This is a genomic window from Arthrobacter sp. P1_B11 (genome assembly GCF_056406715.1).
In genome coordinates this window covers 39,142-54,793 of the sequence record NZ_JBFTZQ010000002.1, presented here as the reverse complement: position 1 = coordinate 54,793, position 15,652 = coordinate 39,142, and the positions used below count along the sequence as shown (strand labels likewise).

The window sequence follows — 15,652 nt, the reverse complement described above, 5'->3', positions numbered from 1 at the left end:
CTCGGTGCGGGAGAGTCCTGCTCGCTGCTGCAAAGGTAATCCCATGATCCCACCCAATAGCCTGCGGACCGTGCTGGTCCCCGGACTCGCTGCCACTGTGCTGGCACTGACCGCGGCGGTGGGAATTGCCGGGGCCGTGCACGCGGAGTCCGGCTCACCGGCTCCCACCACCGCTCCTCCTCCGCCGGCCACCGCCGCACCCGCCCCCACCGCGTCCGCTCCGGCTCCGGCGCCCGCGCCACCCGCACCCAAGCCGGCACCCGCGCCGGTGCGAAAAGCCCCGGCCCCGGCCCCGGCCCCGGCCCCGGCGCCGGCCAAGCCGCAGCCGGCAGCACCGGTGGCCCCGGCCAAGGTCCCCGCCCCGGCGGTGCGGACTGCGGTTCCGCCCGCATCTGTACCGGACGCTGGCGTCATGCCGACGACGGAGGAACCGGTCGTTGCGGTTGCGCCCGCCACGGCGGGCCGCACGTCAGCCGGACCCACCACGAGTGCCGGGCCGTCCGGCGCCCCCGTGGATTCCAACTGGACCCGGCCGATCGAAACCCAGGCCGAGGCGAGCCACGAAGCCGTCGTCAGCGCGAACGGAAAAGGGCCGGGAGCCGGGATGTTCGGACTCTTCGCGCTCATGGGAGGGGTGTTGCTTGTTGGCCTTGGCGGACTCGCCTTCGCACTGTGGAGCCGGAACCGCCTCGCGTCCCACTGGTAGGCACCTTCCGGCGACCGTTACCGGTAAGCACTGAACCGTCGGCACAATGTCCGGGGTGTAGGGCAAGATAGGTCTGTGAGCACAGCATCAGGTCCCGCAGACATGGCAGCATCCGGAACTGACCAGCTCGAGCCGGAAGCGATTCCGTCTGAGTCGGTCCGCGGCGAATACGAGAATCTGGCGGACCTCGTCAGGAAGTACCGGTTCGCCTACTACCAGGAGGACGAGCCGCTCGTCTCTGACGCGGAGTTCGACACCCTGTTCCGGCGGCTTGAGGAGCTGGAGGCGCTCCACCCGGAGCTGGTGGCCAACGACTCACCCACCCAGGAAGTGGGCGGGGAGGTGTCGGCGGCCTTTGCCGCCGTCCAACATCTGCAGCGGATGTACAGCCTCGAGGACGTCTTTTCCCTCGAGGAACTCGAAGCGTGGATCGCCAAGGCTGAGGCCGGGATCGCGAAGGTCGGCAATCATCAGGCCTCCTGGCTGACCGAGCTGAAAATTGACGGCCTCGCGGTCAATCTGCTGTACCGGGACGGAAAGCTGATTCGGGCCGCCACGCGCGGCGACGGCACCACCGGCGAGGACATCACGCACAATGTGCTGACCATCAAGGAAATTCCGCAGGAGCTCAGTGGCTCCGGCTTTCCCGCCGAGATGGAAGTGCGCGGTGAAGTTTTCATCCCGTCCAAGGCGTTTGCGGAGTTCAACGAGGCACTGATCGAGGCGGGAAAGGCCCCGCTCGCCAACCCGCGGAACGCTGCTGCAGGCTCACTCCGGCAGAAGGATCCCGCCGAGACAGCCAAGCGGCCCCTGAAGATGTTCGTCCACGGTATCGGCGCCCGCGAAGGCCTCGCAGCCGCCAGCCAGTCAGAAACCTACAGGCAGCTGGAGGAGTGGGGACTGCCCGTCAGTCCCTACTTCGAAGTGCTCGCCGGCCTGGCTGACGTGCTGAAATTCATCTCCAGGTACGGCGACAAGCGGCACAGCCTGCTGCACGAGATCGACGGCATCGTGGTGAAGGTGGATGATTTCGCCACCCAGCGCGCCCTCGGCTACACCACCCGCGTCCCGCGCTGGGCCGTTGCCTACAAGTACCCGCCCGAGGAAGTGCACACCAAACTGCTGGACATCGCCGTCAACGTCGGACGCACCGGGCGTGTCACCCCGTACGGCGTAATGGTGCCGGTGAAGGTCGCAGGATCCACCGTGGAAATGGCCACGCTCCACAACCAGGATGTGGTCAAGGCCAAAGGCGTAAAGATCGGCGACATCGTGGTCCTCCGCAAGGCCGGGGACGTGATTCCGGAGATCGTGGGTCCCGTGCTGGCGCTGCGCGACCAGCAGGATCCGCCGGTGCGTGACTTCGTCATGCCCACGGAGTGCCCCTCCTGCGGCACCCCTCTTGCTCCGGCAAAGGAGGGCGACGTCGACATCCGCTGCCCCAACGCACGGTCCTGCCCGTCCCAGCTGCGCGAGCGGGTCTTCCACCTGGCCGGCCGCGGAGGCTTCGACATCGAGGCCCTGGGCTGGGAGGCCGCCATCGCCCTGACGCAGCCGACGGAACCGGAGGTCCCTCCGCTCACCACCGAAGCTGCCCTGTTCGATCTCACGCCGGAGGCCCTCGCCCCGGTGAAGATCCGGCGCGAGAAGCGGTCCAAGGGCGTGGGCACGGGGGAGTACGAACTCGTCCCGTACTTCTACAGCAAGGGCACCGCGAAAACGCCGTCCAAGCCCACGGCCACCACAGACAAACTCTTCAAGGAACTCGAAAAGGCCAAGACCCAGCCTCTGTGGCGGGTGCTGGTGGCGCTCTCCATCCGGCATGTGGGGCCGCGGGCGTCCCGGGCGCTGGCCACGCATTTCGGCACCATGGACGCCATCAGGCAGGCCTCGGAAGACGAACTCGCCGGCGTGGACGGGGTGGGCCCCACCATCGCTGCGGCGCTCACGGAATGGTTTGCCGAGGACTGGCACGTGGAGATCATCGACCGCTGGGCGGCTGCCGGGGTGCGGATGGAAGATGAACGTGATGAATCCATGCCGCGCACCCTTGAGGGGCTGACGATCGTGGTGACGGGAACGCTGGAAGGCTTCAGCCGGGACGAGGCCAAGGAAGCCATCCTGGTCCGCGGCGGCAAGGCGGCCGGTTCGGTCTCGAAGAACACCAGCTACCTCGTTGCCGGAGAAAACGCCGGCACCAAAATGGACAAGGCCGAACAGCTGGGCGTTCCGGTCCTCGACGAGGACGGCTTCCGGGAGCTGCTGGCCAACGGTCCGGCAGCCGGGGCTGCCGACGCGGAGGCCGTTCCCGAGGTCTCGGACGATGACGGAAACGGCCCGGAATGAGCCTGGATCCGAACGGTCTGCTCGACGTGGCCCAGGCGGCGGCCGCCGCTGGCGCCGCCGTCCTGTCCACCCGGGGCGGCGATTCCCTGGCGGACGGCGCTGTCAGCAACAAGGGCGAGGCGGGGGACTGGGTCACGGCGTTTGATGTGGCCGCCGAGAACGCTGTCCGCAGCGCCATCCGCGCGGCGCGTCCGCAGGACACCATCACCGGCGAGGAACACGGCACCACCCGCCCGGAGAATCCCAGCGGGCTCCGCTGGTCCATTGACCCACTGGACGGCACCACCAACTTCATCCGCAACATCGTCTACTACGCCACCTCCGTGGCGGTGGCCGATGCCGACGGCGTCTGGCTGGCCGGCGTCGTCAACGCCCCGGCGCTGGGGCGCGTGTACTACGCCTCAAGGGGCCACGGCGCCTGGCTCGAACAGGGCGGCCACCGCGTCCAGCTCACCGGTCCAGTGTCCGGCCGTGCGGGCCAGATCCTGGCCACCGGATTCAGCTACGATCCCGCTGTCCGCGCGGAGCAGGCCGCGGCGCTGGGCGGGTTCATGGAGGGGTTCGCGGATGTGAGGCGGCTCGGTTCGGCCGCCCTGGACCTTTGCCTTGTGGCTGATGGCACGCACGATGCCTTCGGCGAGCGAGGCCTCAACGAACACGACTTTGCCGCCGGAGCCCTGATCGCCGAGGAAGCCGGCTGCTGGGTGCGGCGTCCCCGGCTGACTAGCCCGCTGAACGGCGGGCACTCGGATGACGAACGGCTGGCAGCGTGGACGTGCGCGGGAACGCTGGAGATGTCCGGCAAGTTTCCGCTCTGAGACGATGAGCCGGACGCCAGTTGCTCGAAGTGATAGATCAGTCACGGAAAGGCCTGTTTCGCGCGGCGCATCCGGCCGCTGGAACTAGCATTGACAGGTGCAGCCGCAGATCAATATCCGTCCAGCAGTCCCCGCCGATTACGAGGCGATAGCCCGGATCACCCGCGATTCCTATCTGGCGGCGGGATATTTCGACAGTGCCGATCACCCCTACATGCAGCAGATCCAGGACGTGGCCAGGCGGGCGGAGCAGGCCACCATCTGGGTGGCCGAACGGAATGGCCGGATTGTGGGGTCCGTGACGCTGGCCGTTGTGGGCGAGCCGTTTGCGGACATCGCCCTCGACGACGAACTCGAATTCCGTATGCTCGTGGTGGACCCAGCGGTGCAGCGCAGCGGCGCCGGTCAGGCCCTCGTGGGAGCGATCATCGAGCACGCGAGGTCGTTGGAAGGCATCAGCGGCGTGGCCCTGACCACCGGCGGGACGTGGGAGAGCGCCCACGGCCTGTACCGGAAGACCGGTTTCCGGCGGGTTCCCGAGCGGGACTGGTTCGTGCCGGACACCGACATAAAACTGCTGGTTTTCCGGCTGGACGTCTAGCCGCCCTAGAGTGGTGCCGACTCATTTCCACGGCCCCGTTCACCGGCTGCGTATGCGCCGGCCGGCAGGCGGCCCCAGTGAAAGGCGCACCATGCGCAAGACTTTCGGCACCGGTTCCGTCTGGGAACAGACCCTCGGCTACTCCCGCGCTGTCCAGGTGGATAACACGCTGTACATTTCCGCCACCGCCGCCGCCGGTGAGGACGGCATCGTCGGCACCGACTTCTACGAGCAGACCAGATACATCCTCCAGAAGCTGGAGACTGTCCTGGCCGACGCGGGCTTCGGCTTGGCCGACGTCGTGCAGTCCAAGCTGTACCTGACGGACATCAGCAAGTGGGAAGACGCTGGCAAGGCCCACGGCGAGGTCTTCGGTGACATCCGCCCCACGCTGTCCCTCGTGCACGTCCTGCCGTTCCTCGACCCGAAGATGCTCGTGGAGATCGAGCTCGTCGCGCAGAAGAGCGTTAACTAGCCACCACCAACGACACTCGGCAGAGACCTCTGTCGGCCGGGCGAGGTGAATTATTGGGGCGGGAGGCCGTAGCGGTGTTCCGGGCGGCCGGTGGTTCCGTAGCGGAGCTGGATCTCGACGGCGCCGTCATCGGCCAGCGACGAAAGGTACCGCTGGGCGGTGGCCCGGGAAACACCCACCCGCCCGGCCACGTCCGCCGCGGAATACTGTTCCCCCGGGACCAGGGATTCCAGCACCGCCGCTTCGGTGGCGGAGCGCGGCCTGGCCGACGGCGAGACGTCCCCCGCAATCAGAGCGCGCTTGGCCCGCTCCACGGTGTCCTGATCCAAGGACCCGGGCTGGGAAAGGATACGCCGGTACCGGGCATAGGACCTCAGCTGCTGCGACAGGGACTCTGCGGTAAAGGGCTTCAGCAGGTACCCGAGGGCGCCGCGGCGGAATGCCGTCCGCAGCGAGGCGGCATCGGACGCCGCGCTCAGGATCATCGTGTCGACGTCCAGCTGGTGCAGCAGGTCCAGGCCGGAGGCGTCCGGCAGGTACACATCCAGCAGCACCAGGTCCGGACGCAGGCTGTGGATGGACTGCAGGGCCAGCGACGCCGAACCCGCCGGCGGCAGCGCCAGGAAGCCCGCCACCGAGTCCACGTAGGCGGCATGGAGCTTGGCAACATGGAAATCGTCATCCACGATCAGCACCCTGAAATCCTCAGACATCATCGTCCTATCCTTGCTCGTCACTCAATCGTTGCGCCGTTGTGGTGCCCGGCAGCGTCGCCATGAACACGGCGCCGGGCCCCCCGGCGGCCCCGGGCTCCAGCATCCTGACGTCGCCGCCGCGGCGCCGCGCCAGCTGGCGCGCCAAAGCCAGCCCCAGGCCCTGGCCGCCGCCCGCGCGTACCGGGCCGGCCGCCGTCGTAAATCCTTCCGCGAACACCGACTCCGGATCGGCGTCGCCCTGCAGCCCGTCGCCGGAATCGGCGACGACGATATGCAGCGTCCCGCCGTCGTCCGACGGTTCGTCCAGCAGCTCAAGCTCCACCCAGCGCTCGCCGGCTGAGCCGGCCACGGCCGCGTTGACCGCGTTGTCTATGAGGTTGCCCAGGACAGTGGTGACATCCTGCGGCTCCGTGACCTGGCCGCGCACCAGGGTTTCCGGCCCGATCCGGAGCGCAACGCCGCGTTCGTCCGCTTCCACGCCCTTCGCGCCGACAAATGCCTGAAGGTAGGGGTCCTGCAGCAGCTCGGCCTGTTCCACCGGGAATCTCAGCGGCCCGGTGGCGGCGAGGCGCTCCAGATACTCGCGCGCCTGCTGATGCTGGCCGATGCTGATGAAGCCGGCGATCGTGTGCAGCTGGTTGGCAAACTCGTGCCGCTGCGCCCGGAGTGCCGTGGACATGGTGCCAACGGCGTCGAGCTGGCGCGTCAGCTGCTGGAGCTCGGTGCGGTCACGGAGCATGACGACCCAGCCAAGGTCCTCCTGACGGTGCAGGGCCTTGCGGGCACTCGCCACCAAAACCTGGCCGCCGGCCAGAAGCTCCACGGCTTCGCCCTCCCGGGCATCGGCCTCTGTGAGCGCCTTGAGCTGGGCCGGAACCGGGGCTGCCGACCACAGCGTTCCGGTCAGGTCGGGCTGGCCCAGGAGCCGCTGGGCCGCGGCATTGAAAACGCTGATGCGGCCCTCGGCGGAAACGCCCACCACGCCCTCGTCCACACCCTCCAGCACGGCCACCTGGTCGTGCACCAGGGTGCTGATTTCCTCAGGTTCCAGGCCAAGCGTGAGCCGCTGCAGCCGGCGACGGAGGAGGAATGACGCCAGGACTCCAGCCAAGAGGGCGCCGGCCGCCGTGACGGCGATGGGCACGATGTCCCGGGCAAGGCTCTGGCCGATGGTCTCGGTGGAATAGCCCACGCTGACCTCGCCGACGACGGTTTGGGGTGCGACGCTGGAACCGGCCGGGGAACCGGCCTCGGAGCCAGGCGAGCCAGGCGGGTCGGGCGCGAAAACCGGCACCTTGGCACCCGCCGAGGGTCCCAGTGTCCCGGTGTTGCGGGTGGTGACCTCGCGTCCGGCCAGCGCCTCCGACGGATCAGTACTCACCCGCTCGCCCAGCCGCTCGGCGTCGGGATGGGCCAGCCGGATCCCGGTTTCGTCAGTGATCACCACGAACAGGGCGCCGGTCCGGGTGCGCGCCCCTTCGGCCGTCGCCATCAGCGGACCGGCAAGCAGTTCGGCCCGCGGGGGAGTGCCCGCCTGCCGGCTGATGGCCTGCACCTCGGCGCGGACCGAGGGATCCGAGGCCACCGTCCGGGCCAGCGTGAGCGCCTGGTTCTCCGCCTCGCGGCCCAGGCGTTCGAACGTCAGCCAGGCATGGACGGCGCCGCTGAGGAGCACCACCAGGAGCACCACGCCCAGCTGCAACAGCAGCGTCTGCGTGGAGAACCTGAGCGGCAGCCGTCGGGACGGTCTGGCCATGGCGCTCCTCCTTCGGGCGGTCTTTTCCGGCCCGTGGGGCCGGGCAGATGGGGTTGTGCGCAGGCCTTCGGACGCCCGTGAGCAAAATGCGCAAAATGCTCCCAATAAGCAGTATGCCAATCAATTGAGCCAAAGGCACTGCCGTGACCCGCGCCACTCTAACGTCTGTAGTGCGCATCACATCGAGGTGGTGCCAATCATCAAGAAGGAGCCGGCTGTGCTGGTATTACTTGGATTCGCCATGATCGCGGTATTCATGGTGCTGATCATGACGAAGAAGTTGACGCCAGTGCTGGCGTTGATCATTGTCCCCACCATTTTCGGTCTTTTCGCAGGCGCAGGCCTCGGCATCGGTGACATGGTCATGGACTCAATGAAGTCCATGACCTCCACCGCCGCCCTGCTCATGTTCGCCATCATCTACTTCGGCCTGATGATCGACGTCGGGCTGTTCGATCCGCTGGTACGCTTCATCCTGCGCAAGCTCGGCAATGATCCCGCCAAGGTTGTTCTCGGCACCGCGATCCTCGCGGCCGCAGTCTCCCTCGACGGCGACGGCTCCACCACCTTCATCCTCACCACCGCAGCCATGCTGCCCATCTACCTCCGGCTGAAGATGAGCCCCGTTGTCCTCACCTGCGTGGCTGGCCTGGCTAACGGCACCATGAACATCCTGCCGTGGGGCGGCCCCACCGCCCGTGCCGCCACCGCGCTCAAGCTCGACGTCAACGACGTCTTCGTTCCCATGATCCCCTCGCTGATCGCCGGCCTGGTTGTTGTCCTCGTCTTCTCCTGGCTGCTCGGCCTGCAGGAACGTAACCGCCTCCGCGCCACGGCGCCGGAAATCTGGTCCGTGCCGGACACCGCCGACGCGTTCGACGGCGGAACGTCCGGCGGCGGTTCGGGAACCGGCCGCGGACGCAAGGGCACCGGAACCGCCCCTGTCCCCGCAACGGGAGGCCCCGCCGTCGGCGGCTCCTCCGTGGCCGTCCTGGAGCGCACCGAGACGCTCGCCGACAGCGACACCGGTCTCACGGACACGGCACTGGACCCCAACCGCAAGACCCTCCGGCCCAAGCTGCAGTGGTTCAACCTGGGCCTCACTGTCGCCGTGATGGTCATGCTCGTGGCCGACCTCGTGCCGCTGCCGTTCGTCTTCATGGTGGGCTCCGCCATCGCCCTGCTGGTGAACTTCCCCAAGGTCAAGGACCAGGGCGCCCAGCTCGTGGCGCATGCACCTTCCATCGTCGCCGTGGTGAGCATGGTCATGGCCGCGGCTGTCCTGACCGGTGTGCTCAAGGGCACCGGCATGGTAGAGGCCATGTCAGCCTGGCTCGTGGCCATCATCCCTTCCGACATGGGCCCGTTCATGGCAGTCATCACCGGCATCCTCAGCATCCCCATGACGTTCTTCATGAGCAACGACGCCTTCTACTTCGGCGTTCTTCCGGTCCTGAGCGAGACCGCCGCCCACTACGGCGTCAGCGCCGCCGAAATGGCCCGGGCCTCCATCACCGGCCAGCCGTTCCACCTGCAGAGCCCGCTCGTTCCCGCCATCCTGCTGCTCGTTTCGCTCGCCAAGGTGGACCTGGGCGACCACCACAAGAAAGTCCTGTGGCGGACCGCCGTCATCTCGCTCGTCATGCTCGGCGTCGGGATGCTGACCGGAGCCATCGGCGTCGGCTAGCAAACCAAACACCCGCACCAAGCAACGCGGGGTCACTTACGGCCCATTCCGGACCTCCCGATGGGCCGTAAGTGACCCCGCGTTGTTCGTCGTCCCGGACACGTAGACTGGTTCGGAAAACAATCCGAACTTGCAGGGGAGATCCATGGCTGCGATCAACCGTGACGACGTCGCGCACCTCGCGCGGCTCGCGCACATTGAGATGAGTGCTGAAGAGCTGGACAGGATGGCCGGCGAACTCGCCGTCATCGTAGATTCGGTGAAGTCCGTAAGTGAAGCCGCCGGTGATGACGTTCCGGCCACCTCGCACCCGATTCCGCTGACCAACGTGTTCCGCGAAGACGTCGTGGGGCACACGTTCACGGCCGAGCAGGCACTCTCCGGCGCTCCGGATTCCGATGAGAACCGTTTCAAGGTCCCGGCAATCCTGGATGAGGCATAAAAGAACATGACTGAAACCAACAGCAACCAGCTGATCCGCCTCTCCGCCGCCCAGCTGGCCGCAAAGCTTGCCGCCCGCGAAGTCACCGCCGTCGAAGTGGTGCAGGCCCACCTTGACCGCATCGCCGCCGTCGACGGCGGCGACCGCGGCGTCCACGCGTTCCTGCACGTCAACGCGGAAGAGGCCCTCGCCGTCGCCGCCGAGGTGGACGCCATCCGCGCCGCCGGCGGTGCCGCCGCCGAGGAGCTGCACGAACTCGCCGGCGTCCCCATCGCCGTGAAGGACCTCATCGTCACGGTCGGCCAGCCCACCACAGCCGGCTCCAGGATCCTCGAAGGCTGGCACAGCCCCTACGACGCCACAGTCGTGCAGAAGCTGCGCGCCGCGAAGATGCCCATCCTGGGAAAGACCAACCTGGACGAATTCGCCATGGGCTCCTCCACGGAGCACTCGGCGTACGGCCCCACCCGCAACCCGTGGGACCTGGACCGCATCCCCGGCGGCTCCGGCGGAGGTTCGGCAGCCGCCGTCGCCGCCTTCGAGGCGCCGCTGGCCCTCGGCACCGACACCGGCGGATCCATCCGCCAGCCCGGCGCGGTCACCGGAACCGTGGGCGTGAAGCCCACCTACGGGGGCGTCTCGCGCTACGGTGCCATCGCCATGGCGTCCTCCCTGGACCAGATCGGCCCCGTCTCCCGCACCGTCCTGGACTCGGCGCTGCTGCACCAGGTCATCGGCGGCCACGATCCGAAAGACTCCACCTCCCTGCCTGACCCGCTTGCGGACCTCGCTGCCGCGGCCCGGCTGGGCAACGTGGACGGCATGAAGATCGGCATCATCAAGGAACTCCACGGCGAGGGCTACCAGGCCGGCGTCGAGAACCGCTTCAATGAATCGCTCGAGCTGCTCAAGCAGGCCGGCGCGGAAATCGTTGAGGTCTCCTGCCCCAACTTCAAGTACGCCCTCGGCGCCTACTACCTGATCATGCCGTCCGAGGCTTCCTCCAACCTGGCCAAGTTCGACGGCGTCCGGTACGGGCTGCGCGTCCTCCCCGAGGATCCGCCGCTGACCATTGAGCGCGTCATGGCCGCCACCCGGGCCGCCGGCTTCGGCGATGAAGTCAAGCGCCGCATCATCCTGGGCACCTACGCCTTGAGCGCCGGCTACTACGACGCCTACTACGGCTCCGCGCAGAAGGTCCGCACGCTCATCCAGCGCGACTTCGACGCCGCCTTCACCAAGGCCGACGTCCTGATTTCCCCGACCGCCCCCACCACGGCGTTCAAACTGGGCGAGAAGCTGGACGACCCCCTGGCCATGTACCTCAACGACGTCGCCACCATCCCGGCCAACATGGCCGGCGTCCCGGGGCTGTCGCTGCCCGGCGGCCTGGCGGACGAGGACGGGCTGCCCGTGGGCATCCAGCTCCTGGCGCCAGCCCGCGAGGACGCCCGCCTGTACCGCGTGGGTGCGGTCCTGGAATCGCTGCTGGAAGAGAAGTGGGGCGGTCCTCTCCTGGACCGTGCTCCTTCGCTGCCGGCACCCGCACTCGCTGAGACTGTTCCGAGCCACGGAGGTTCACACTGATGTCTGACGCAACCCTGAGCTTCGAAGAGGCCATGGAGAAGTACGATCCCGTCCTGGGGTTCGAGGTCCACGTGGAACTGAACACCAAGACCAAGATGTTCTCCTCCGCCCCGAACGTCTTCGGCGACGAGCCCAACACCAACGTCAACGAGGTGGACCTGGGCATGCCCGGCGTCCTGCCGGTGCTGAACAGGACGGCGGTGGAGTCTTCCATCAAGATCGGCCTCGCGCTGAACTGCAAGATCGCCGAAAACTGCCGCTTCGCCCGGAAGAACTACTTCTATCCGGACACTCCGAAGAACTTCCAGACGTCCCAGTACGACGAGCCCATCGCCTACGACGGCTACCTGGACGTCGAGCTCTCCGACGGCACCGTCTTCCGTGTCGAGATTGAACGGGCGCACATGGAAGAGGACGCCGGCAAACTGACGCACCTCGGCGGTTCCGCGGGACGCATCCAGGGCGCCGACTACTCCCTCGTGGACTACAACCGCGCGGGTGTACCGCTCGTGGAGATCGTCACCAAGCCGATTGAAGGCGCCGGGTCCCGCGCCCCCGAACTGGCCAAGGCCTACGTTGCCGCGGTCCGTGAGATCGTCAAGAACCTCGGCGTCTCGGACGCCAAGATGGAACGCGGCAACGTCCGCTGCGACGCCAACGTCTCGCTCCGCCCGCACGGACGCGAACGCTTCGGCATCCGCTCCGAGACCAAGAACGTGAACTCGCTGCGCGCCGTCGAACATGCCGTCCGCTACGAGATCCAGCGGCACGCAGCCGTCCTGGACTCCGGCGAGCCCGTAATCCAGGAGACCCGCCACTGGCACGAGGACACCCGCTCGACGACGTCGGGCCGGGCCAAGTCCGACGCCGATGACTACCGCTACTTCCCGGAGCCTGACCTCGTTCCTGTGGTTGCCTCGCGGGAATGGGTGGAGGAGCTGCGCGCCACGCTGCCCGAGCCGCCGGCCGAGCGCCGCAAACGCCTGCAGGCCGACTGGGGCTACTCGGACCTGGAATTCCGCGACGTGGTCAACGCCGGCGTCATGGACGAGATCGAGGAAACCATCGCCGCCGGCGCCGCCGCCACGGTGGCCCGCAAGTGGTGGATGGGCGAGATCGTCGGCCGCGCCAAGAACGCGGACGTCGACCCCGGCCAGCTGGGCGTCAAGCCCGAAACCATCGTGGAACTGAACAAGATGGTCGAAGCCGGCAAGATCAACAACAAGATGGCCGCCGAAGTCCTCGACGGCGTCCTCGCCGGCGAAGGCACCCCGGCGGAGATCGTGGAGAAGCGCGGCCTGGCCGTGGTCTCCGACGACGGCCCCCTGCTGGAAGCCATCGACGCGGCACTTGCCGCGCAGCCCGACGTCGCGGACAAGATCCGCGCCGGCAAGCTGCAGGCCATCGGCGCGATCGTGGGCGGCGTTATGAAGGCCACCCGCGGCCAGGCCGACGCCGGCCGCGTCAAGGAGCTGATCCTGCAGAGGCTCGGCGTCGAAGGCTAAGCCACCCGTTTTAACCCAACTGGGTCGCAGTTATCGTCGTATTTGAGCCGTCAAAACGACACCGACTGCGACCCAGTTGGGGGTTAACGGGGCGGTGGCGTCCATGTTCTCCATAGGGTCGCGGCCATAAACTGCGGGCTCAGGCTCAGGGCGTCACCGCGCCCTGCCGGTCCCTCGGGAGGATGCGCATGCCGGTTCAACAGACCAACGAAGTACGCCGGGCCAACAAAGTACGCCGGGCCCTGCTGGCGGGCGCCGTGGTGCTTGCCCTGAGCGGGGCCGGCGCCGCCGTCGTGTGGGCTGCGGGCGTGCCGGCAGCACCGTCCCAGGCAACGGCCTCGGAACCGACGTCGTCGGCAACGGCAAAGGCCCAGGCAACCAACCGGGCGCAGGCAGCTGCATTGCCGGGTGCCTCCTCGCCATCCGCGGCGTCTGCATCAGTCTCGAAGGATGCGGGCACGCTGAAGGAAAAAGGCCGTGCCCGTGAGCTGCACGGCGAAAGTGTGGTCAGGAAAAGCGACGGAAGCCTGGAGTCGCGGGTGACGCAGTTCGGCACCCTTGACTCGGCCGGTGATTCGTCCATCACCGTCAAGAGCGAGGACGGTTTCAGCCAGAGATACGCCATCATCGCTGACACCAGGACCTTCAGGTTGCCCAAGGCGGCGGCGGACGGCACCGCCCCCAAAGATAGCGCCGGCAAGCTCATCAAGCCCTCCGCCGCCACCGTTTCGGATCTCAAGCCGGGGGACGCAGTGCTCATCAAGGGCATCAGGAATGGTGAGGACCTCACCGCGATTACGGTGGTTGCGGGTCCCTCCGCTGCCAAGGGACTCGGCCAAGGTAAAGGCAACGGAAAGGCCAGCGGCAACGGTAAGCGCAAGTGAGCAGACGTCAGTCGTGGACGAGGCTGGCCATGATGTCCTCCAACGCCTCGCAGACCAGCCGGACCGAAGCGCGCTTGAGGTTCTCGGGCCTTGCAAGGATGTCGATCCTGCGGCGGGTGCTGATGCCCCTGAGCGGCCGCAGCACGATGTCGGGGCTCAGCACGGGCCGCGCCGTGTGCCTGGGCAGCAGCCCGATCACGCCGCCCGCTGCCACCAGGGCCGCCACGGTGGAGTAGTCGTTGATCCGGTGGACGATGTTCAGCTCCCGGCTGGAAACGGCGGCGACGGCGGACAGCACATCCGCGGGGGAGTAGCCCGTGCGGCTGGTCACCCAGGGTTCGCCGACGACGTCGTCCGTTTCCAGCGACACCTGGGCAGCGAGACGGTGCCCGGCCGGGAGCGCCACGTCAAGAGGCTCGTGTGCCAGCGGTATCACCGCCACCCGCTCCTCCGGCCAGCGCGGGCTGTGGTCCATGCGGTGCGCCAGCACCAGGTCGTACCGCGCCGTCAGTGCGGGGAAGTCCTGCTGCGCCACGTCCTCGTCAAACAGCTGCACCTTCGGCTTGCCGGGCCCGTCCAGGAGCCGCGCGAGCGGCGCGAACAGCGCCTGTCCGGCGCTGTGGAACCCGCTGACCGTCACCGGCGCCACCGTGGACCCGTGGTAGGCGCCGATCGCCATGCGGGCGTCGGCCATGGCGCTGACGACGGCGGCCCCGGCGTCCGCCAGCACCTGGCCGGCCTCGGTGAGGACTAGGTTCCGGCCCTCCTTGCGCGTGAGGGGAACCTCGACGCTCTTTTGCAGCTGTGCCAGCTGCTGTGAGACGGCCGACGGCGTGACCAGCAGCGTGTCGGCCACGGCCTTGACGCTTCCCAGAGCCCCGAGTTCGCGCAGCATCTCAAGCTGGTGGATCTCCATGGACCCCATCCTATGCCTTAGCAATTACTAAATCGTCGATTGAGAAAAATCCCCTTGTGCTAATGCGTTGGAGTGGCTCTAATGAAGGGAGACCCCGCCCGCATGCCGCTGCCGCGCATGCCAAAAGTTAGGAAGCCAATGAAGGCTCTGTTCAAGGCCGGCGCACACGCCGGATTCGAGCTCGTCGACCGCCCGGAGCCTGAAGCCGGCCCCGGCGATGTCAAGATCCGCGTCATCACCACGGGCATCTGCGGCACTGACCTGCACATCCAGTCCTGGGATGCCTGGGCCCAGGGCATCATCCAGGCACCGCTCATCGCAGGGCACGAGTTCTACGGCGAGGTTGTGGAGACCGGAGAGGACGTCCGGGACGTCAAGGTGGGCGACCGGGTTTCTGGCGAGGGCCACATCGTCTGCGGAATTTGCCGCAACTGCCGCGCCGGCCGCCGGCAGATGTGCATCCACACCGTGAGCGTGGGCGTACAGCGGGACGGGGCGTTCGCCGAATACGTCGTGATCCCGGAAACCAATGTCTGGGTCCACCAGGATCCTTCCGTGACGCCGGAGCTCGGCGCCATCTTCGACCCCTTCGGCAACGCCGTGCACACAGCACTGAGCTTTCCGCTCGTAGGCGAGGACGTGCTGATCACCGGCGCCGGACCCATCGGGCTCATGGCCATCGCCGTGGCCCGCCACGCCGGGGCACGCAAGATCGCCATCACCGACGTGTCGGCGCCGCGGCTGGAACTGGCCCGCCAGCTCGGCGTTGACCTGGCCATCGACGTCTCCAGGACGCGTGTCCATGAGGCGCAGCGCGAACTGGGCATGCGCGAAGGCTTCGACATCGGGCTGGAAATGTCCGGTCACCCCACCGCCCTGCCGGAGATGATCGACAACATGAACCACGGCGGCCGCATCGCCATGCTGGGCCTCCCCAGCCAGTCCATCGACATCGACTGGGGCAAGGTGGTCACGCACATGCTGACCCTGAAAGGGATCTACGGCCGCGAAATGTTCGAGACCTGGTACGCCATGAGCGCCATGCTGTCCTCCAACCCGACGCTGCACGCCAACATCTCCGCCGTGGTCACGGACGTACTGCCGGCAGCGCAGTGGGAGAAGGGCTTCGAAATTGCCCGCGCCGGAGTCGGCGGCAAGGTAGTGCTCGACTGGGTTGAAATGTGACCAGCGCTGAAATGTAACCAGCGCTGAA

General features: G+C 67.5%; 14 protein-coding genes. 11 read left to right on the top strand and 3 right to left on the bottom strand.

The window, feature by feature from the left end; all coding sequences use genetic code 11:
- The first annotated feature begins 43 nt into the window (after positions 1–43).
- From AC1D14_RS02485 to AC1D14_RS02465, 5 genes are all read left to right on the top strand, one after another.
- Positions 44–706, top strand: a complete 663-nt coding sequence (locus tag AC1D14_RS02485) for a hypothetical protein (RefSeq protein WP_476968004.1) — start codon at positions 44–46, stop codon at positions 704–706.
- 102 nt (positions 707–808) lie between these two features.
- Positions 809–3,052, top strand: coding sequence for an NAD-dependent DNA ligase LigA (gene ligA / locus AC1D14_RS02480; protein WP_230119041.1), 2,244 nt, complete (start codon positions 809–811; stop codon positions 3,050–3,052).
- Positions 3,049–3,870, top strand: a complete 822-nt coding sequence (locus tag AC1D14_RS02475; RefSeq protein WP_476968003.1) for an inositol monophosphatase family protein — start codon at positions 3,049–3,051, stop codon at positions 3,868–3,870. Before ligA ends, AC1D14_RS02475 begins: the two co-directional genes overlap by 4 nt.
- Before the next feature lie 97 nt (positions 3,871–3,967).
- Complete coding sequence (locus AC1D14_RS02470; RefSeq protein WP_230118979.1) at positions 3,968–4,471, top strand: GNAT family N-acetyltransferase; 504 nt, start codon at positions 3,968–3,970, stop codon at positions 4,469–4,471.
- 91 nt (positions 4,472–4,562) lie between these two features.
- On the top strand, positions 4,563–4,946 hold the full coding sequence (locus tag AC1D14_RS02465; protein WP_230118980.1) for a RidA family protein: 384 nt from the start codon (positions 4,563–4,565) through the stop codon (positions 4,944–4,946).
- Between the two features lie 50 nt (positions 4,947–4,996).
- On the opposite strand, the gene AC1D14_RS02460 is transcribed toward AC1D14_RS02465, so the two are convergent.
- Together AC1D14_RS02460 and AC1D14_RS02455 are read right to left on the bottom strand one after the other, a co-directional pair.
- Positions 4,997–5,659: a response regulator gene (locus AC1D14_RS02460; RefSeq protein WP_230119042.1), complete on the bottom strand. Its 663-nt coding sequence runs from the start codon at positions 5,657–5,659 to the stop codon at positions 4,997–4,999.
- Between the two features lie 7 nt (positions 5,660–5,666).
- Positions 5,667–7,418 (bottom strand): sensor histidine kinase, encoded by a 1,752-nt coding sequence (locus tag AC1D14_RS02455; RefSeq protein ID WP_476968002.1) that lies wholly within the window; start codon positions 7,416–7,418, stop codon positions 5,667–5,669.
- On the opposite strand from AC1D14_RS02455, the gene AC1D14_RS02450 reads away from it, so the two are divergent.
- The 5 genes from AC1D14_RS02450 to AC1D14_RS02430 all read left to right on the top strand — a co-directional run bounded on the left by AC1D14_RS02450 (position 7,417) and on the right by AC1D14_RS02430 (position 13,523).
- Positions 7,417–9,105: a CitMHS family transporter gene (locus AC1D14_RS02450; protein WP_476968001.1), complete on the top strand. Its 1,689-nt coding sequence runs from the start codon at positions 7,417–7,419 to the stop codon at positions 9,103–9,105. The genes AC1D14_RS02455 and AC1D14_RS02450 overlap by 2 nt on opposite strands.
- Before the next feature lie 145 nt (positions 9,106–9,250).
- A complete protein-coding gene (gatC, locus tag AC1D14_RS02445) occupies positions 9,251–9,547 on the top strand; it encodes an Asp-tRNA(Asn)/Glu-tRNA(Gln) amidotransferase subunit GatC (protein WP_141940678.1) in 297 nt (98 codons plus the stop codon).
- A gap of 6 nt (positions 9,548–9,553) precedes the next feature.
- A complete protein-coding gene (gatA, locus tag AC1D14_RS02440; RefSeq protein WP_476968000.1) occupies positions 9,554–11,134 on the top strand; it encodes an Asp-tRNA(Asn)/Glu-tRNA(Gln) amidotransferase subunit GatA in 1,581 nt (526 codons plus the stop codon).
- Entirely contained in the window at positions 11,134–12,639 is a 1,506-nt protein-coding gene (gene gatB, locus AC1D14_RS02435) for an Asp-tRNA(Asn)/Glu-tRNA(Gln) amidotransferase subunit GatB (protein WP_476880914.1), read from the top strand. Before gatA ends, gatB begins: the two co-directional genes overlap by 1 nt.
- A 188-nt stretch (positions 12,640–12,827) precedes the next feature.
- A complete protein-coding gene (locus AC1D14_RS02430) occupies positions 12,828–13,523 on the top strand; it encodes a hypothetical protein (RefSeq protein WP_230118984.1) in 696 nt (231 codons plus the stop codon).
- 7 nt (positions 13,524–13,530) lie between these two features.
- On the opposite strand, the gene AC1D14_RS02425 is transcribed toward AC1D14_RS02430, so the two are convergent.
- On the bottom strand, positions 13,531–14,439 hold the full coding sequence (locus tag AC1D14_RS02425; protein WP_230118985.1) for a LysR family transcriptional regulator: 909 nt from the start codon (positions 14,437–14,439) through the stop codon (positions 13,531–13,533).
- Between the two features lie 138 nt (positions 14,440–14,577).
- Between AC1D14_RS02425 and tdh the strand changes: the two genes are divergently transcribed.
- Positions 14,578–15,624, top strand: coding sequence for an L-threonine 3-dehydrogenase (gene tdh / locus AC1D14_RS02420; RefSeq protein WP_230118986.1), 1,047 nt, complete (start codon positions 14,578–14,580; stop codon positions 15,622–15,624).
- The last annotated feature ends 28 nt before the right edge of the window (positions 15,625–15,652 follow it).